At 34.5% G+C, this 16,899-nt stretch carries 16 protein-coding genes; 5 read left to right on the top strand and 11 right to left on the bottom strand.

All coding sequences use genetic code 11. The annotated features are described in order from the left end of the window. Positions 1-54: 54 nt before the first annotated feature. On the top strand, positions 55-744 hold the full coding sequence (locus HMPREF0528_RS07855) for a hypothetical protein (RefSeq protein ID WP_004896502.1): 690 nt from the start codon (positions 55-57) through the stop codon (positions 742-744). A gap of 67 nt (positions 745-811) precedes the next feature. Here the strand turns inward: HMPREF0528_RS07855 and HMPREF0528_RS07850 are convergent, their stop codons facing one another. From HMPREF0528_RS07850 to HMPREF0528_RS07820, 8 genes are all read right to left on the bottom strand, one after another. After that, complete coding sequence (locus HMPREF0528_RS07850; RefSeq protein ID WP_034525391.1) at positions 812-1,711, bottom strand: DUF7916 family protein; 900 nt, start codon at positions 1,709-1,711, stop codon at positions 812-814. 152 nt (positions 1,712-1,863) lie between these two features. Continuing rightward, positions 1,864-3,642, bottom strand: a complete 1,779-nt coding sequence (locus HMPREF0528_RS07845; RefSeq protein WP_034525390.1) for a glycerophosphodiester phosphodiesterase — start codon at positions 3,640-3,642, stop codon at positions 1,864-1,866. Positions 3,643-3,723: 81 nt separating this feature from the next. Continuing rightward, positions 3,724-4,362, bottom strand: coding sequence for a serine hydrolase (locus HMPREF0528_RS07840; protein ID WP_004896499.1), 639 nt, complete (start codon positions 4,360-4,362; stop codon positions 3,724-3,726). Beyond that, positions 4,355-4,480, bottom strand: a complete 126-nt coding sequence (locus tag HMPREF0528_RS09695; protein WP_004896498.1) for a hypothetical protein — start codon at positions 4,478-4,480, stop codon at positions 4,355-4,357. The genes HMPREF0528_RS07840 and HMPREF0528_RS09695 overlap by 8 nt, the downstream gene beginning before the upstream one ends. A gap of 202 nt (positions 4,481-4,682) precedes the next feature. Further along, complete coding sequence (locus tag HMPREF0528_RS07835; RefSeq protein ID WP_004896497.1) at positions 4,683-5,534, bottom strand: MurR/RpiR family transcriptional regulator; 852 nt, start codon at positions 5,532-5,534, stop codon at positions 4,683-4,685. Positions 5,535-5,582: 48 nt separating this feature from the next. Then, positions 5,583-6,359, bottom strand: a complete 777-nt coding sequence (locus tag HMPREF0528_RS07830) for a DUF4931 domain-containing protein (RefSeq protein WP_004896496.1) — start codon at positions 6,357-6,359, stop codon at positions 5,583-5,585. Between the two features lie 151 nt (positions 6,360-6,510). Next, positions 6,511-6,933 carry a type I 3-dehydroquinate dehydratase gene (locus tag HMPREF0528_RS07825; RefSeq protein ID WP_004896495.1) on the bottom strand — a complete coding sequence of 141 codons (423 nt, stop codon included), beginning with the start codon at positions 6,931-6,933 and terminating at the stop codon, positions 6,511-6,513. Positions 6,934-6,993: 60 nt separating this feature from the next. Then, complete coding sequence (locus tag HMPREF0528_RS07820; protein WP_004896494.1) at positions 6,994-7,851, bottom strand: hypothetical protein; 858 nt, start codon at positions 7,849-7,851, stop codon at positions 6,994-6,996. Positions 7,852-8,027: 176 nt separating this feature from the next. Here HMPREF0528_RS07820 and HMPREF0528_RS07815 point away from each other — a divergent pair, with 176 nt between their 5' ends. Together HMPREF0528_RS07815 and HMPREF0528_RS07810 are read left to right on the top strand one after the other, a co-directional pair. Then, positions 8,028-9,242 carry an MFS transporter gene (locus HMPREF0528_RS07815; RefSeq protein WP_004896493.1) on the top strand — a complete coding sequence of 405 codons (1,215 nt, stop codon included), beginning with the start codon at positions 8,028-8,030 and terminating at the stop codon, positions 9,240-9,242. Positions 9,243-9,264: 22 nt separating this feature from the next. Then, on the top strand, positions 9,265-9,948 hold the full coding sequence (locus HMPREF0528_RS07810; RefSeq protein WP_034525389.1) for a gamma-glutamyl-gamma-aminobutyrate hydrolase family protein: 684 nt from the start codon (positions 9,265-9,267) through the stop codon (positions 9,946-9,948). A 41-nt stretch (positions 9,949-9,989) separates the two neighbouring features. Here HMPREF0528_RS07810 and HMPREF0528_RS07805 read toward each other — a convergent pair whose 3' ends face one another. The 3 genes from HMPREF0528_RS07805 to HMPREF0528_RS07795 form a co-directional block, all read right to left on the bottom strand. Continuing rightward, a complete protein-coding gene (locus tag HMPREF0528_RS07805) occupies positions 9,990-11,600 on the bottom strand; it encodes an ATP-binding cassette domain-containing protein (RefSeq protein WP_004896491.1) in 1,611 nt (536 codons plus the stop codon). Positions 11,601-11,619: 19 nt separating this feature from the next. Beyond that, on the bottom strand, positions 11,620-12,126 hold the full coding sequence (locus HMPREF0528_RS07800) for an O-acetyl-ADP-ribose deacetylase (RefSeq protein ID WP_004896490.1): 507 nt from the start codon (positions 12,124-12,126) through the stop codon (positions 11,620-11,622). 116 nt (positions 12,127-12,242) lie between these two features. Beyond that, a complete protein-coding gene (locus HMPREF0528_RS07795) occupies positions 12,243-14,186 on the bottom strand; it encodes a sucrose-specific PTS transporter subunit IIBC (protein ID WP_004896489.1) in 1,944 nt (647 codons plus the stop codon). A 236-nt stretch (positions 14,187-14,422) separates the two neighbouring features. Between HMPREF0528_RS07795 and HMPREF0528_RS07790 the strand changes: the two genes are divergently transcribed. After that, a complete protein-coding gene (locus tag HMPREF0528_RS07790; protein WP_004896488.1) occupies positions 14,423-15,892 on the top strand; it encodes a sucrose-6-phosphate hydrolase in 1,470 nt (489 codons plus the stop codon). Positions 15,893-15,902: 10 nt separating this feature from the next. Beyond that, on the top strand, positions 15,903-16,889 hold the full coding sequence (locus tag HMPREF0528_RS07785; protein WP_004896487.1) for a LacI family DNA-binding transcriptional regulator: 987 nt from the start codon (positions 15,903-15,905) through the stop codon (positions 16,887-16,889). The last annotated feature ends 10 nt before the right edge of the window (positions 16,890-16,899 follow it).

Genomic DNA, 16,899 nt, shown 5'->3' with positions numbered 1-16,899 from the left:
TTTCTTTTCCACTTATAATCAATCTTGAATATGACATAGAAAGCGAATAGTAAAATGAGTGAAAAAGAAGATTTAAATATTGGACTTGTATTGCAGTATCAAGTTGCTCCAAAAGGTGTAATTGATGCCGATGCTCTTGTACGTCATGCACGAGACTGCGGCTTTAGAGGCGTAAGTATCAAAGATACTAATGATGCACAAATGGCAGACATACAAGCAGCTTGTCAAAAATATGCAATTAAATTTTGTCAAAAAAGACCTGCAGAAAAACTAATTTCTCCTGATGTTCTAGCAAAATTAATCGCTGCTCGATTAGACAATATGAATATCTATTTTGAAGTTGAATTAAACGCAGATGGATCAATTAAAGCCGAATCAGATCCTGCAATGGAAACTTTGCGTAATTGGATTAGTCGCTTTGGACATGCTTACTACGAAAGTCGGGCTGACCATGAAATAAAGGCAGATGAAGACAATGTTCATGTCTTTTATAATGCCATTGCTAAATATCAACGCTACGTTTTCATCCATATTCCACTTGAAGAAAGTATCGAATTAAAGCATGTTCCTCACGTTGAAGAGGCAGCTTGGATTGACACTAGAAATGAAGTGGAGTTCGAACAAGATGGAGACCATTTACGTATTAAACTTAACCGCCAAGAAGACGGTGAAGAATTTTCTGTCTACGGTCTACGTCTACAGCTCCACCGCCTAGAAGATGATTTAGGTAAAACTGAATATTAAAAACAAAGAAGATATCAAAGTAACTTTTGCTAAGATATCTTCTTTTTATATATTATTTATTATCTTTTTACCGATTAATTGAACGTGCCATCCGAGAAATCGTATGATTCATCCCACGAATTGTCTTACTTAATTCGAAAATAGTATCCGTTGGTGGCACTACTCCCCAACCTGCATCTCCAATATGTTGGATATCAACACCGCAAATTTTATTTTGTAAGGCAATATCATGAACTGTTTGAGCTCCAGAACTTTCTTGACTAGTTCCAATCGTGCTCATTACTAGTCCACCATGTTTATGAACAATTTTTACTATCTTAATTAATTCTTCACTAGTAAAACCTGGAACTGTTCCAACAGCAGGAACCAAAATAACGTCTGCACCTGCATCTAAAAAATCTTTAACTGATTCTTCACTAGCTACTGGTTCATCCACACCAGCTCCATGCATTTTTCCAGCAATAATTAAACCTGAAAAATTTTTCTTAGCTGTTTTTACAGCTTTAGCGATCATTCTATTAGTTACACCAGTCCCAGGATTTCCAGTAAAACAAACGAAATTAAAACCTAATTTTTCAGCAGCTTTCATTGATTTAACGCTTGCAGTTCTACCAGAAGAAATCTGCAATTTAGTTGATTCCATCTCTGCTTTCTCATCAACTGGCTCCAAATTTACTCCAATTGGGCGTCCAGTTAATTTTTGAAGTTTTTTAACTGTATTTTCTGGTTTATCCACTTCCAAGCCACTTACTTTAGGATTTAAGGTATCAAATAAATTCAATAAAATTAAATCTGCTCCAAAAGCGGCCGCAATTTCTGAAGTAGTTAGATTATCAATTGCTGGCTCGGTAACCACGTTTTCACTTAAAACAGTTCTACCTTCACTAGCCTTGATACTTTGTTTCAATTGAGTACCATTCATTTTTAAAATTTCGCTAGCATTTGCACTAATTATTCTCGTAACCATATTTTTAACCCTTTCTACTTTCTTCAACAATTTGCTGTTTATTTAGAGCAGCTGAAAATAAAAATTTTTGAAATTGGTATATACCTATAGTAGCATAAAATACTTTCTTCTACATAAAAAAGCATCCCTTCTAAGGGATGCTTTACTCCTAATTATTTATTATCATCAGGCAATATTAAAATAAAGTTTAATAGCTTATTAGCATAACTACGACTATCTTCAAAATCTTTAACTGTCTCATTTAATTCAGCTAGTCGATCGGTGATAATTCCATTGGCATTGTCATACATCATCTTCATCATCATTTGTGGACTATTAACTGTCCAAGCATATACCAGCTTATTCTGGAGTTGAGCCTGCCATATAAAATCATTGTTTAGCGTAGAATATTCCATTGAATACCCATCTGCAACACTTTGAGGATAAGTAAAATTATAGGGCTGGATATACAAGACAAATAACTTAGGGTTAATTTGATGTAATCCCTCAATAACACGATAATCTAATGACTGAACTTGATATTTACGCTTAACAATTAGCTTGCCATATTTTTGATTAAAATTCTGGAGCATTTTTGGAGAATCATTGGGCGTTGTCTTAACTTCGATTAATAATTTTTGATTTAATTTCTTAGCAGCTTTCAGGTATTGATCAAAACTGGCGATTTTAGCTTGGTGCCCATCTTCATGAAGTGTAATTCTGGTCAACTGCTTTAAAGTTAAATCTTTTGGAGTTTTATTAATGCCAGCTAACTCTTTCAAATTTTCGTCATGCATAACTACAAACTGATTATCTTTTGTTTCATGCAAATCTATTTCCACATAATCTGGATGAAGTTTTGCTGTCTTTTCTAGAGCTGGGATAGTATTTTGAACTCCATTTTTATCACTTACACCTCTGTGTGAAATAGTGACTGGGCGCTGCATATCCGCTCCCTTTAAATACAAGGCACTATTGATTCCTGCAGCCAATACAAAAATGATTATTAAGCAGGAATCTACTATTTTAACTGTCTTTTTACTTTTTACTTTTTTCTGATCTTCCCACTTAAAACTATTTAACGGTGTGACGACAATTAAGATAGAAATAACACTAATCCAAATTGCAATTAACTCACTGAATATCTGAACCAGTAACAGATTAAAAATAGCAAAACTAAAGCTAAGCTTTTCTGGCAAATGATCTAATCCCAATTGACAGAAATAAATTATTAAATTGCAGCTAACTAAAATTACGCTAACACAAATTCCTGCAACTAATAAGCTACTTAAGAGGGTCCACCAATTTTTGTGGCTAGTTAATTTCCAGCTTTCTTTCATCGCAATCCATGTCTTTTTTTCTTGATAAATCATCAAGGGAAGCGTCAGAATCAATCTGATACCAAAAATAAAAGCTAGCAAATAAAAAATTATCAATCCACTAATCAGCCAAATGTTTCTAGTCATAAAATCCAAAATAAATTCTGGAATTTGAACTTTGGCTAATAACGGCGTTCGATAAACCATATCTGCAAAAGGTACAATTAATAAAAAATATAAGCCTAGTAATAAGATGGAACCTACTCGAACAGAACGATATGTCTGCCATAATTCTTTAAATAGTAATTTAAGTGAAAATTGATTCTGAGAAATTTCTCTAATTCCCAATAATATTAAGGCAAATACACCATAAATTACTAAAAGCAGGATAACTAATTCCAAGATTAGTAGGAGGGCAACTCCAGTATGCGTGGTAATAATGATAACAATGTTTTGGTATGAAACAAACGGAATTACACTAGCTTTTAAAATTCCAGTCGTTACATATCTGAATAACGGAATGATTAGCATCTGCGTAAAAATATCTATTCCGATAAACAAAGCGACATACTCTAGCCAATGTATTCTAAAATTTTTAGAATACATATCTATTTTTCGAAAAATATTTTTCAAAAATTATTCCTCCACTCCCTATTTTCTACCATTGCAATTTATTTTATAAAAAATAGGAATCCTTATCTATTCTTCGGATTCCTATTTTTCAAAGTCAGCACTCTTCACATGTGAGAAAATCAACTTACTTAATTCTTGAAAGAATAATATATCCTCTATATTTCTTCCCTCATAACTGCTCAAAACCGTGCAAAATACTGGCGCTTTTTTCGTCATAAAAGCACAAACCTCATGGCGTGCCTGACGATCTCGTCCCAGTTTATTGTAGGTAAGAAGATTGTCCCCATAAAAAGTTAAATCTGTTGGAATAGTATGATTGCTTAACCCTTTACGCACTAAAGCACAAAAAAGATTTTGAGTAGTCATTAAATATGTAATTAACTTATCAATACTAATAGCTGTACATTCGTTATCTTGACCGTTAGTCGAATAGCGCATTAACTCTTTTCCCAATCGGATGCTGGGATAATTCTGTTTTAACCACTCATCAATTTCATAAATATCAAATTCTTCAATTAATAGATTAGTAGCTACATTATACGATAGTGCACTAGTTAAATAAACTATGTCTCGAACGCTCCAATTAGTACGACGTAAATCACCAATAATACCAGCGCCACGCACACGAGAAAGATTAGTAACTTCCATTTTTTCATCCACAACTTCAGGGGTCTTTTTCCACTGATCTTCAATATATGCAGCAATAGCTAAGTCAATCAAATGCTGGAAAAATTTTTTCAGCTTGATGTTGATACATAATTTGATCGCCATATTTAACAATTACACCTGCATCAATATCATACCTTTGGATAATTTCAGTAATTCCATCCTTTAACATAAAGCAATCGCCTTTCTTATTAGAATTAGACAAAACTTAACTTATGTTATCTTATATATTATGTCAGTATCTTTTATTATAAAGTTATTTTAAAACTTTTTGTTATCCTATATCAAGATAGCTTTTAATTTCAAAAGAAAAAGATGCTTAAGTGCATCTTTTCTGGTAGATTACAGCCTTTATTTAATTCGTTATTAGAATACTACTCATCTAATTGTTTTAATTGATTAGTTACTAGTTCTGTTTCTTTAAATTTTTCTTCCAATCGAGGCAAATCTTGATTAATCGTTGCTAAAAATAAAACACTTGAGACAAACACTTCAGAAAAAAGTGAATTTATCGCACCTACTCTAAGCAGCTTTTCATCGGTTGATACACCTAAAACCACATCACTGATTTCAACCAAGGGAGACTGATGAGAACGAGTGATAGCAATAATCGGAGTATGGTTCTTACGTGCTTGTTCAGCCAGTAATAGTATTTCTTGAGTCAGTCCACTATAAGAGAAAATGACCAAAACATCTGTCGAATGTGAATAACAAATCCGCTCTAATGCAATATGAATATCTTGATTAAAAATGACATTTTTATCACTACGAATAAATTTATAGTAAAGATCTTGAGCTGGTAAACTGGATGCACCAACACCAGCTAAATAGATTCGATCAGCATTTTTCAAAAAATTGATAGCTTGATTTAAGGCCATTCCGTCAATCAAATGAGCTGTCTTTTCAGTATTATGTTCAATACTTGACAGAAGTTTTTGTAAAACGATATGTGGATTATCATGATTATCCACAATCGGTTCAATTGTATTCTCATTTTCTTGTGGTGTATCTTGAGCAAGTTGAATTTGAAAATCCTTTAGACCCTTAAACCCCAATTGTTGACAAAAACGAATCATCGAAGCAGCACTAGTTTTAGTAATTTTCCCCAAGCCTTGTGCATCTTCTTGTAAAAAAGTCTTTGGATGAGCCAATAAATAATCGGCAATCTTTTTAGATGCTCCCTTAAAATTAGGATAATTGTTTAAAACTTTAGTAGATAAATCCATAACGTACCTCTATTTCTATTCAACATTTTAAGGTACTGAAATATTATTTCAAGATTTTTGTACAAAATTTAATAATCTCTTCGCTTCTTTTCTCAAGGTATTATTATCATTACACTCAGATAATTTATATCCTACAAAATAAGGCGGCGCATAAAAACGTGGGATAATTTTACAACAAATTCCGCCTTTATTGGGATAGAAAAACAGGTTATATGAATCACATTTTCCCCCATACATCTCTTCTAAAGTATAACGGATAGCGTATTGAATCCAATCCGCCCAAAGATTTAAGCCGTTTTTATCTATTAAATTAACATTTAATTCCTGAAAGCCTTGAACTGGATGTGTCGCGAAATTAACTTCCATATTATTTGTCTTAAAAACAGTAATTCCAGTAAAATTATTTTCATGAATATATTTATAGCCATCTTCTTTATACAAACCAACAATTTGCATATGCGAATGAGACAGTGATCCATTAGACTTAGGTCCAAAATTTTTATACCAAAGGACTGATCTAAATTCTCTGTTTTGCCTAATCTTGTCGAAACATTCAAGAGCAAACTTCATTAAGCGGCGATTATATTCTTGTGAATATGTAGCAACATCCCCATGATGTTCATCTGATTCAATTAATACCGTTTGTTTTGTATCTTTTAAAGTTGGAAAACGATTAGCCAGCCAGATCATTGGACCATTGGTTTGATAAATATCCCTTAAATTTTCCACATCACAAAAAGGACAGGTAATATCCTTACTACCATTAAAACTAGATGGTTTATCTTTAGCTATCGCAAATTCAAATATAAGTGGATCGTTATTCAAATCTATTCCTCATCTCTGAAAAAATATTTGCACTTCAGCTCACACTCTACTATAATAATCTATGAAGGCGATTGAAGCGCTTTCATATAACATTTTGTAGCTTTCCTTAACTTTACTCTTTCGGTCACTTTTCCGAAAGAGTTTTTTTTATCTAAAAAAGTACCACTTGTACTTCCTTAGATTTCGCATCTTTAATTAACCCTTTTACTCTATCCGACACATGTCCTTGCTCGATATCAACGGCATATCCCAATTTAAAATCAATTATAATTTTTACTAGGTTTAAATATGCATCTTCACTATCTAATTCAGTTTTGCCGCCGAATTTTTGGCTACGAAATGTAATTAAAATAGGAATAGTCCCCATCACATTTTTCACTTTTCCTGCAACTTCAAGTAACCTATTCATCAAAACTACGTCTTTAAAATAATCAATTCTCCACTCCATCATCTCAGGCTGTAGTTTTTTTATTTCCTCTGCTTGCTTTAAAATATCTTTTTCACTTACACCAGTATTAATGGGCATTAAAATCATTTGCTTGTTAATTTCTACTTTTCTTCGATCAAAACTCATCTTTTTTCTCCAAATAAAAAATTGCTACCTAAATTATAGTAGCAATTTTATCTTCATTCATTAAAATTTATCTCGTTTAATGCTGCGAATAATAGCAATTACAAATACTAGAATACTACATCCCATGCCAAAATAGGCCATATAGCCAACACTAAACATTTGACCGATCTGTGCTGGATTAATTTGATGGTTAATGGCAAATTGATATGCCCATTGATGAATTAAGGTTGGTGTTAGAACAAATAACACTGTTGAAATACCAGATCCCACCAACATAGCACGACGTGAATACGGTTCTCTAAAGAATTGTGCCAAAACACAAATAGCAGGGGCTACCATTAAAAGGAAAGTCCAAATCATAATCCATCTACCTGTCGGATCATTCATAAATTGACCACTATTTGTCGCATAGCGGTAGGTGCCCCATAAACTCCCCCCTAATAAGCTATCAAGTAATCCAACTACATTTGCTCCTTGAACCGCATAAACATTATTGGTGCTAGCAGCCGCACCTTGGAGCATTTTTAACATATCTTGTGAGCCAGTAGTTTGAAAATTAATAGTAACAACTTGTCGCATATAAGTGGACAAAAACATGATCATTGAAGCTCCTAACTGCAATGCTTTAAGTAAATGAAGTGTCTTATTCCCACCTAATTTAAATTCCAAACTAAGAGTTCTGTCAGGGTTTTTACTTTTTACAATGATAAATGCTCCAGCAATTGCAGCAATTATTAAAATTACTAGACCAAGCCACCACTTGGTCATAATAAATAGAATTGCTAGCACAATTAAAGCTACTGAAATGTATGGCCGGTTTAAGAACAAGTCCCAAACGTTCACTTTACCATGGCTTGCTAGTCGCTTTCGATACTCTTCTCTAGTTAAAACTTTTTTCTTATCTTTAGAATCTTCCATCTTATTCACTATTCTCTACCTTTACCTTATTGTGCTAATCAATATTAGCATGTTAGAAGACTATCCGCATTACTTTTTTAAGAAAATTAAACAAGTTAAAAATAATTACTTTTAAAACACTGTGCTAAAATAATCCTATTATAAATTAAAAAGTAATTTAGAATTGAGATGACTAGGTGAATAAATCACAAGCCAGCATTTTACCAAATGGTTGGCATAAAACTTTTTATACTCTGTGGCTTGGCTGTTTTATTACAGGATTAGGTTATTCAATGACAATGCCATTTATTTCTTTATTTATGGCTGAACTAGGTCATTATAATAAACTACAATTAAACCTTTACTCAGGGTTAGCATTTGCCATGACTTTTATTGCCCAGGCCATTATTTCCCCTTACTGGGGTAATTTAGCCGATCGTAAAGGTAGAAAATTAATGTGCATGCGTGCTGCTGGCGTTATGAGTTTAACCATCTTTATTACCGGCTTAGCTCAAAGTGCTCTTTTCATTATCTGTATGCGCTTCTTACAAGGCTTATTTTCAGGTTATATCAATAACGCAACGGCGCTCATGGCAGGTGAGACACCGCATCAGCGTAGTGGCTGGGTAATGAGTCAAATGATGACTGCAGGAACTGCGGGTAACTTAGTGGGGCCTCTAATTGGTGGTGCTTTATCAAGCGCATTCGGTTATCGCATTCCCTTCTTTATTACTGGCGGACTAATGTTTCTAACTTTCTTAGGAACATGGTTATTAGTAAAAGAGGACTTCACACCAGTTTCCCGAGAAAAGATGAAACCAATGGGACAAATACTGCAAGACTTACCTAATGTTAAGTTAATTATCATTATGTTTGTAACTACAATGATTGTTCAATCTTCAACTATGTCTATCGATCCCATTGTCTCTCTTTATGTTAAATCTTTAATGCCACACAGTAATAATATTGCCCTAATCGCCGGGATTGTTGCGGCTACACCCGGTCTTGGTACAATGCTCTCTGCATCACATATTGGTCACTTAATGGATCGTGTTGGTGCTGAAAAAGTTTTGCGATGGGGATTATTAATTGCTACTATTTTATTTATTCCAATGACTTTTATTCCTAATGCCTGGTCATTAGGTTTCTGGCGTTTCTTATTAGGAATTATCAGTGCTGGCTTACTTCCAGCTGCTCAAACAATTCTTACTTTGAATGTTCCACCAGAAGCATTTGGTAGGGTCTTTTCTTACAATCAATCCTTCCAAGCAGTTGGGGCAGTATTGGGGTCTTTACTAGGTTCAACTATTTCTGGTATGTTTACTTATGAATGGGTATTTGCAGCAACTGGGATTACCTTACTGATTAATTATTTAATCATGCAATTTTCTTCCCAATCTCGCAATGCCTAACTTGTTAAAGGAGTGTTTCTTTATGAAAACTATCGGTATTACTGCAGGTATTAAAAATAATGAGGTAATTATTGATCGAAGTGTTGTTGACACTGTTGTAAAACTAGGATTTCTTCCTCTTGTCTTTGCTCCAGTAAGCTTAAAGACGATGCCAGTGCCTAGTATCAACTTCGATGCTCTGATTCTTAGCGACGGTCCTGACATCACACCAATTTTTTATAATGAAGAGCCACTTCCTGAGCTTAGAGAAACTGATCCACATCGAGACCAATTTGAGCTAAACTTAATCAAAAATGCCCATGATTCCAATTTACCAATTTTAGGAATTGGCCGCGGAATGCAAATGTTAAATGTTGCTTTTAACGGTACACTTTTCCAAGATATTTATGCTCAAAATTCTGGTGCAGGTGTTCAACATATTCAACCAAATGATCTCTCTTTAGAAAGTCACCACGTTAATGTAACTGATGAAAGTGAACTTGCTAAAGCTGTAGGAACTCATCCCTACGTTAATAGCCATCATCATCAAGCTATTAAGACGATTGCCAACAACTTTAATATTGTTGCTACTGCTCCTGATGGTATTATTGAAGCTATCGAATCAACTGATCAAACAATGTTAGGTATTCAATGGCGACCAGATAAGCTATTAAACGATCCGAAGCAAGAAAAAATCTTCACTAACTTTTTTGCAAAATTAAACTAAAGAAATAAGCTTGAGAGGTATAAAACTTCTCAAGCTTATTTTTAATTATTTTTGTTTTTACTTCCTTCACTCATGTCTAAGTGAACAATTTTATTAAACATCGCTTTTTCTTTTGGTGAAATTTTGTGAGCAACTTCAATTACTGCAACATCAGGATTTTTCAAAAGAGTTTCATGGATTGCTAGAGACAAGTTCGGATCTAGAGCACTCGTAGCTTCATCAGCTAATAAAATTGGTCGTCCTGACAATAAGGCACGAGCAATTTCAATTCGTTGGATTTGTCCACCTGATAACCCATTGCCAGCTTCGCCAACTTTATGATCAAGTCCCTCTTTTTTGACTAATTCATCTAAACCAGCTAGATGAATAACTTCCTTTAATTTTTCGTCGCTAACCTTTCTACCTAAGGTAATATTGAACCGCAACGTATCATCGAACATAAAAGGTTTTTGATTAACATAAGAGAAATAATTATGAGCTTTTGCCCAGTCCCCAGTTACATTCTTTCCGTTAATCAAAATTTTACCCTTTACTGGCTTCTTTAAACCAAGCATTAGGCGCAACAAAGTGGTTTTGCCCCAACCACTTGGGGCCATGAGCAGAATCTTTTTTCCAGGTTTAACTTGTAAATTAACATCTGTAAAAATTGTATGCTTATCTGACTTAGTTTGATACGAAAGATTTTTTACATATAGTCCTTCAAACTTCTTGGCTTTCTCTGAATTTTCTTTTATTTCATAATTAAGGGCTTTTTGTGTTTTCTTCCACATTGGAACAGTTGATTTAACTTGATTAAATTCATTAAACAAGGTTACGACTGGCGTAATAAAGTTCATTGCCAAATCTACCATCATAAATAAGGTACCAACACTTAAGCTTCCCTGCATCATCATTATGCCACCAATCGTACATGGAATAATGAAACAGAATAATTCAGCAGCAGAATAAATTAATTCTAAGGCCCAAGCTTGAGTTAAGTTCATATTTCGCAGAGCATTTTCCATATTTTGAGCTGATTTTGTTGCTCTTACGACAATATTATCTCTAACATTATAGAGTTTAGCTGATTGAGCCCCATTTAATGAATCAGAAACATTCTGAGTATAATTAGCATTTGTTTTAGCCCAAATTTTAGATTTTTTGGTAATAATTCTACTAGTAAAGATTTGTACAACAGCTGGAGCCGCCATCGCAACTACAAAAATAATAGTCATTTGCCAGGAATTATATAAGGCAAAAGCTAATGATCCAATAAAAGTTAGACCTTGATAAATCATATCAAGTTGAGCTGTAATTCGATTTGTTTCAATTTGTTTCAAATCATTAGTCATAAGTGACAAACCATTTTTTATATCTGGTTCACCTTGGTCAACCAAATATTGTAAATTAGCCTGCTTGAAAACCATATTAACATCACGAATGATCCCCATTTTTACACGCTCATAGATGAAATTACTCATCATGAAGCATAGCTGCCCTAAAGCCGTTAAAGCTGCTAAACGCACCAAGTGCATTACATCCTTTGAATGCGATGATGCCACATTCAGCATAATCTTGATCATATAAGCCACAAATAAGATATTACAAGCCTTAATTGCAGCTAAGATAGCAAACCAAATCACCTGACTTCGTTTTGCATATTTTAAACTCATCTAAAACTCCTCACTTTAGTTAAGACGTTAATTTATTATATATGGCTTTATTTTCTGAATCAAATACACAAAAGTAGACCTTAATATTAAATTTTTGTTGTTTAAGCCAGCTTCTTGTAGTTTCAACAGCTATTTTGGCAGCTTCTTCTTTTGGATAGCCATATACACCAGTTGAAATACAAGAAAAAGCAATTGAATGTAAATTATACTTTTTAGCCAGATTGAGACTATTGCGGTAACAATTTGCTAAAAGTTCTGCATCTTTTTGAGCAAAATTAGGATTATAAACTGGTCCTACAGTGTGAATAACATATTTAGCTGGTACATTGTAGCCTTTAGTTATCTTGGCTTCCCCAGTGTCGCATCCCTTGAGCGTTCGACACTCTGCTAGTAATTCTGGGCCAGCAGCCCGGTGAATAGCACCGTCTACCCCTCCGCCGCCTAAAAGGGTACGATTAGCGGCGTTAACAATTGCGTCGACTTTTAATTTGGTGATATCTGCTTGAATTACGTGAAGATTAGTCACAATTTTTGAACCTTTCTGTTAATTTAATTAATCTTATATCTATATTCTATCTTACTCACAAAAATAAGCTCATCCCCTAAAACGGAAATGAGCTTATTTCATTTTATTAATAAAATTTATCTCTTAGTAACTGCGATTAAGTCGTCACCATGCTTCTTTTCTACGCCATCAATACGTTGAACATTTGCATAGCTAGTAGTGTTAGTAATTACAGTCATGACAGTTGTATCGTATCCTGCTTTCTTCACAGCATCTAAATCAACTGTTCCAAGCTTTTCACCTTTTTCAACATGTTGGCCTTGTTTTACATCAGTAGTAAATCCTTCACCCTTCATGTTAACAGTATCAATACCAATATGAATTAGAACTTCTGCACCTTCGTCTGATTTAATTCCATAAGCATGCTTAGTTTCATAAGCAACTGTAATTTCACCAGTTACTGGGGAGTAGATAGTACCTTCACTTGGTACCATTGCAGCACCCTTACCCATTGCTTCAGTAGAGAAGACTGGGTCATTTACATCTTTCAAGCTTTCTGCCTTACCTGAAACAGGAGCGGCAATTACTTCATCATGTAATTCTTTATCTTCTTTGATAATTTGTTCAGCTTTTTCTTGTTGTGCTACTTGATCACCAGCAGATTCAACAGTACCGGATTCTTCTACTACGTCTTCCTTAAAGTGACGTTTACCATATACAAAGGTTAAACCAAAGGCAACAATGAAACTAATTGCTACAGAAAGTGCCCACATTGGGATGCTCTTTGGAACCATTGATAAGAATCCAAGAAAACCAGCTGAGCCAAGAGCAGCGGCAGTAACATGCATTAAGCCGGCAAAAGCAGCACCAACACCTGCACCAATTAAAGCACAGAAGAATGGAAACTTGTACTTCAAGTTAACACCAAACAAAGCTGGCTCGGTAATACCAAGTAATGCAGAAACACCAGATGAACTTGCTAAGCCCTTAACCTTTTCATTCTTAGTTAAGAAGTAAATAGCAAATGTAGCAGCACCTTGCGCAACGTTAGCCATACATGCGGTAACAAAGATAAAGTCACCGGATCCACGACCACGTGCATATTCAGCTAAAAGTTGAGTTTCAACTGCTGGGAAACTTTGGTGAAGACCAGTAGTAACAATAGCTGAGTAAGATAAACCAAAGATACCCATACCAAAGGCACCAGTAGTATTGTAAAGCCAAACAATCGCAGTAGTTATTGCATCTGACACACCTTTAAAGACTGGTCCAATAATTGTAAAAGTTAAGAAACCAGTGATCATAATTGAAAGAAGTGGTGTGAAAGTAAAGTCAACTGCAGATGGTAGCCACTTGTGGAATCTCTTTTCTAAGAAAGCTAAAAGCCAAACTGCTACTAGGACTGGAATAACTTGGTATTGGTAATTAGTTTGAGAAACGTGTAAACCAAAGATATCCCAATATTTACCCGCTCCACCTAAAGCTGGAGTGGTCATGATCATACCAATAGTTGCACCCAAGAATTGGTTAGCTCCAAAACGTTTAGCAGCAGACATACCAACTAAGATAGGCATGAAAATAAATGGAGCAGCGGACATTACCTGGATAATTTCAGATAATCCTTTAACGCTAGGTGCCATTTGAACAACTGACTTAGCTCCAAATAAACCTGGAGAAGTTAAGAAGTTGTTCAAGGCCATTAATAAACCACCGGCTACTAATGCTGGAATAATAGGAACAAAGATATCAGATAAAAGCTTAATAAAGGCCATTACTGGATTGAACTTTTGATCCTTTTGAGCAACCTTCTTCAAATCATCAGTTGAAAGCTCTGATAGACCTGTCATTTTAATTAATTCATCGTAGACGTTATTAACATCCCCAGGTCCAATAATAATTTGAAACTGACCGTTAGTTTTAAAAGTACCCTTGATATCTGGATCGCTATCAAGCATTTTCATATTTACTTTACTATCGTCTTTTAAGACTAAACGTAGACGCGTAGCACAGTGAGCAGCGGCTACTAAGTTGTCGCGACCAACAGCTTCAATAACTGTTTCAGCAACTTTTTTGTGATCCATGTCTGTCTCCTCCTTGAAAATGTGTAAGCGTTTTAAATATTTACATGTATTATGATAGCGCATTTCAAGATTATGTCAAGCGCTTATCATAAAAAATGTTATTATTTTGAAACATTTTAATTTCTAATTTTTTAAAATACTAGTTTAATACTGTTATTCGTTTGACATATAGACCAGCTTTAAGTTAACATTCTTATATAAGAATGCGTTTACATATTCAATGAGGTGAATAAATTATGGAATGGACAAGAGAACGACGTTATCGCAAATATAAAGATTGGGATGCACAGACTTTATTAAATCTTCAAGCTCAAGCTGCAACGTCTCCCTATCAAATGCACTATCATATCCACCCACTTTCTGGATTAATCAATGATCCTAATGGATTTTCCTATTATAATGGTGAGTACCATCTATTTTGTCAGTCTTATCCATTTGGACCAGTTCATGGAGTTAAATCTTGGATTCACTATGCTTCACCGGACTTAGTGCATTGGCATTATCTTGGTTCAGTAATTGATCCAGATAGTGATTTAGATAATGCAGGTGCCTACTCAGGTTCAGCAATGGAACATGATGGAAAACTTCTATTAATGTATACAGGGAATCACCGCGACAAAGACTGGACTAGAATTCCTTATCAAGTAATTGCGGAAATGGATAAAGATAATCATATTACTAAACCTAAGGATGCCGCAATCCTACCTCCAGACCATGTTAGTGAACACTTCCGTGATCCACAATTATTTGAACATGATGGAAAATATTATGTTTTACTTGGGGCCCAAGATGCTAAGACTAAGAAGGGTCACATTGATATCTATGAATCAACTGATCTCAAAAATTGGCATGAAAATGGATACTTAGACTTAGGCAAAGACGAAATGGGCTATATGATTGAATGTCCTAACCTAGTTTTTGTTAATAATTATCCTGTTTTAATTTTCTGTCCTCAAGGATTAGATAAGTCAGTTGCTGACTACAAAAATATTTATCCAAATATGTACTGGATCGGAAAAGATATTAACTTAAGTGAAGCAAAATTTACTCCTCTTCAAGACCATCCAGCTAATTTAGATGATGGCTTTGATGTCTATGCCACTCAAGCATTTAATGCACCGGATGGAAATTCTTATGCCATTTCTTGGGTTGGTCTTCCAGATTGTACTTATCCAACTGATAAAGAAAACTGGGCTAATTGCTACAGTCAAGTTAAGCGATTAGAAATTAAAGATGGGGCGTTATATCAACATCCAGTAGACGCAATTAAGAAATTACGTCATAATGAGAAACAGCTCAATAATGAAAAGATAATTAGTCAAGCAGCTGGTAAGCAATATGAACTAAAACTTCACTTACTAGCTGGTCAAAGTGGAAAATTACACTTAGCTTCTAATGAAGATCTATCATCAAGTCTAGTACTTGATTTTAATACAGATAAAAACGCAAAATTAACAATTGATCGTACTTCAAGTGGTCCAGCTGTTAACCCGGATTATGGAGCAACTAGAACAATTGACCTGAAAGATGATCAAGATCTAGATTTAGATATTTTCATCGATGGCTCATTATGCGAAATTTTCATCAATAATGGTCGTCATGTTGCAACTTTAAGATTCTTTGCACCAACTCCAAACCAAAAAATTGCTTTTGACAAAGATACTAAGTACACGGGACGACTATGGAGCATGAATTCTATACTATAGGAAGATAACAATGGTCAAATTAACCGATGTAGCTGCCAAAGCAGGCTGCTCTGTTACTACAGTTTCACGCGTAATTAATAATTACGGCTATATTAGTCAAAAAACACGTAAAAAAGTTCATGAAGCAATGAAAGAGTTAAATTATCAACCTAATTCAGTTGCTCGATCTCTACAAGGCAAGAAAACCAAATTAATTGGTTTAATTTTTCCTGATGTTTCTAATCCTTTTTTTGGAGAATTAGTTTCTAAAATAGAAGATCAACTTTTTAAACACGGCTATAAAACAATTCTTTGTAACGCGGGCAATGACAAAGAAAAAGAGCGTACTTACCTGCAAATGTTAATGGCTAATCAAGTCGATGGCATTATTGCCGGTGCACATAACTTAGGAATTGAAGAGTATCAAAGAACTGGCTTACCAATTGTATCTTTTGATCGAAAACTATCGGATAATATTCCAATCGTTAGTGCCGATAACTTTAAAGGCGGTAGTTTAGCTACGCAAGAGCTTTATAATCATGGTGCACGTCACATTTACTTTGTAGGAAATCCCACTTTAGATGGTCATCCTACTCAAAAGCGGCTCCTGGGCTATAAAGAAACAATTAAGGAACTCAAGTTAACAGAACATATTCATCCAGTGATCTTTAATGAAACCCTTGCCTTAAAAGAAATGGCAATTAGAGACTTACTAGAAAATCATAAAGTAGATGGAATAGTCGCTTCTGATGACCTCACTGCCCTTCTTATTTTAAATATCAGTCATGATTTAGGTATTCATATTCCTAAAGATTTAAAAATTATTGGCTTTGATGGTAGTAAAGTTGTCCGTGATTTTGAACCACGTTTATCTACAATTGTTCAACCTATTCGCTCAATTGCACAATTACTTGTTAAACTTTTAGAAAAAAGAATTGATAATCCAACTGAAGAACTGGATAACTATACCTACTATTTACCGGTAGAACTACTTAAACGTGAATCTAGTGGAAACTAAAAAACATTAG

This window comes from Lactobacillus johnsonii ATCC 33200 (assembly GCF_000159355.1).
GTDB classification, from domain to species: domain Bacteria; phylum Bacillota; class Bacilli; order Lactobacillales; family Lactobacillaceae; genus Lactobacillus; species Lactobacillus johnsonii.
Note: the sequence above shows the minus strand (reverse complement) of the source record. Positions and strands in the feature narration are given on the sequence as shown.